At 57.2% G+C, this 1499-nt stretch carries 2 protein-coding genes and 2 pseudogenes; 2 read left to right on the top strand and 2 right to left on the bottom strand.

Annotated features, from left to right (window positions below; all coding sequences use genetic code 11):
- Both E2K74_RS14935 and E2K74_RS14375 read left to right on the top strand, forming a co-directional pair.
- The coding region (locus E2K74_RS14935) for a hypothetical protein (RefSeq protein WP_227548049.1) at nt 1–275 on the top strand (275 nt) is incomplete at its 5' end.
- On the top strand, nt 226–978 hold the full coding sequence (locus E2K74_RS14375; RefSeq protein ID WP_000602738.1) for an IS6 family transposase: 753 nt from the start codon (nt 226–228) through the stop codon (nt 976–978). The genes E2K74_RS14935 and E2K74_RS14375, both read left to right, overlap by 50 nt.
- A gap of 62 nt (nt 979–1040) precedes the next feature.
- On the opposite strand, the pseudogene E2K74_RS15160 reads toward E2K74_RS14375, so the two are convergent.
- Together E2K74_RS15160 and E2K74_RS14945 are read right to left on the bottom strand one after the other, a co-directional pair.
- A pseudogene (locus E2K74_RS15160) lies at nt 1041–1394 on the bottom strand (AAC(3) family N-acetyltransferase); the annotation flags it as partial.
- Nucleotides 1395–1399: 5 nt separating this feature from the next.
- Nucleotides 1400–1499 (bottom strand): annotated as a pseudogene (locus tag E2K74_RS14945) (hydrogenase expression protein HypB); the annotation flags it as partial.

Consider the following 1499-nt stretch of genomic DNA (forward strand, 5'->3'; position numbering starts at 1 on the left):
CGGTCTGCCAGGCATTCCTCCGGCCGCAATGGCACAGCGAGACGACCGCCTTCCGCGATGGATTGTGCCGGAACGAGTGCGTGTTTCAGATCGCCATAGCGCCGGGACCTAGTAAGCCAGACATCTCCGGAGCGGAACGCATGGCCTTGTCGCAAATTCTTCAGGTTAACTCGATGTTGACCATGGGGAGAGAAGTTGCCGCTCCTGATATTGCGGAGCGAGCCGATGATTTTGAATACCATTGCCGAAAAGCTGAAGCGCCAGTCGAAGGATGATTTCAAGGGCAGGCATTTCGAGGCCTGGCTGATTGTACAGGCGGTTGCCTGGTACTTGCGCTACCCGCTCAGCTATCGTGACTTGGAAGAGATGTTTCGCGAGCGGGGCTTCGAGGTCGATCATAGCACGATCAACCGCTGGGTATTGGCTTATGCACCTGTCATCGAGAAACGGCTGCGGCAGTTTCGTCGACCCCATTGCGGCTCGGTCCGGATTGATGAGACCTATGTCAAGATCCGCGGCAAATGGCGCTATCTGTACCGAGCCATCGATAAGCATGGCAATCCGGTGGATTTCCTGCTGACCGCTAAGCGCGATCTCGACGCTGCCAAGCGGTTCTTCCGAAAGATGCTTAAAGATGAACCCTTGTTGTCGCCGAACAGGATTGGGACGGACGGGGCCAACACCTTCCCGTCAACGATCAAAACGTCGGTTGATGATGGGCTTCTCCATCCCGATCCCGTGCATTATGTGACCAAACATCTCCAGCAGGGGATTGAGAGCGACCATTTCCGGGTGAAGAAGAACATGCCGAAGATCGGCGGTTTCCAATCCTTTAACACGGCGCGGCGAACCATCGCGGGTTTCGAGGCGATGCTGTGGCTGCGGAAGGGCTTTGGCTTTTCAGGCGGCTGGACCGTCAATGACCAGAATGATTTGCTTGCGCGCCTCTTCGGACTGCAAAAGGTTAACAAAGCATGAAAATACCGGCCTTGGCTGGGTGATAGCTGCCTCCAAAAGTGTTTGCGACACGCCCGGAACAATTCAGCCACTGCACCCATGTTCCGAGTTGGTGTGGTTTGCGGATCGTATGCCGGCATCTCGTTGCGCAAGATCTGCACCCAATCGGCAGGCACGGGCGGCGATCTCCAATCTGCGGGATCAGTCAGATCACCCGAGTGCGTGGGCATGACAATCGTGCCCTGGGGACCAACACAATCCAGAAGGGCCTGAATCACTGCGACCGGCCCTCCCGCGACCCAGCCGAGCGAGCTTAGCGAACTGTGGACGAGAACTGTGCCACCAAGCGTAAGGCCGTTCTCTCGCATTTGCCTTGCTAGGCTCGCGCGAGTTGCTGGCTGAGGCGTTCTCGAAATCAGCTCTTGTTCGGTCGGCATCTACTCTATTCCTTTGCCCTCGGACGAGTGCTGGGGCGTCGGTTTCCACTATCGGCGAGTACTTCTACACAGCCATCGGTCCAGACGGCCGCGCTTCTGCGGGCG

This window comes from Acinetobacter sp. RF15B (genome assembly GCF_007558235.1).
In the GTDB taxonomy this organism is placed as follows: domain Bacteria; phylum Pseudomonadota; class Gammaproteobacteria; order Pseudomonadales; family Moraxellaceae; genus Acinetobacter; species Acinetobacter lwoffii_C.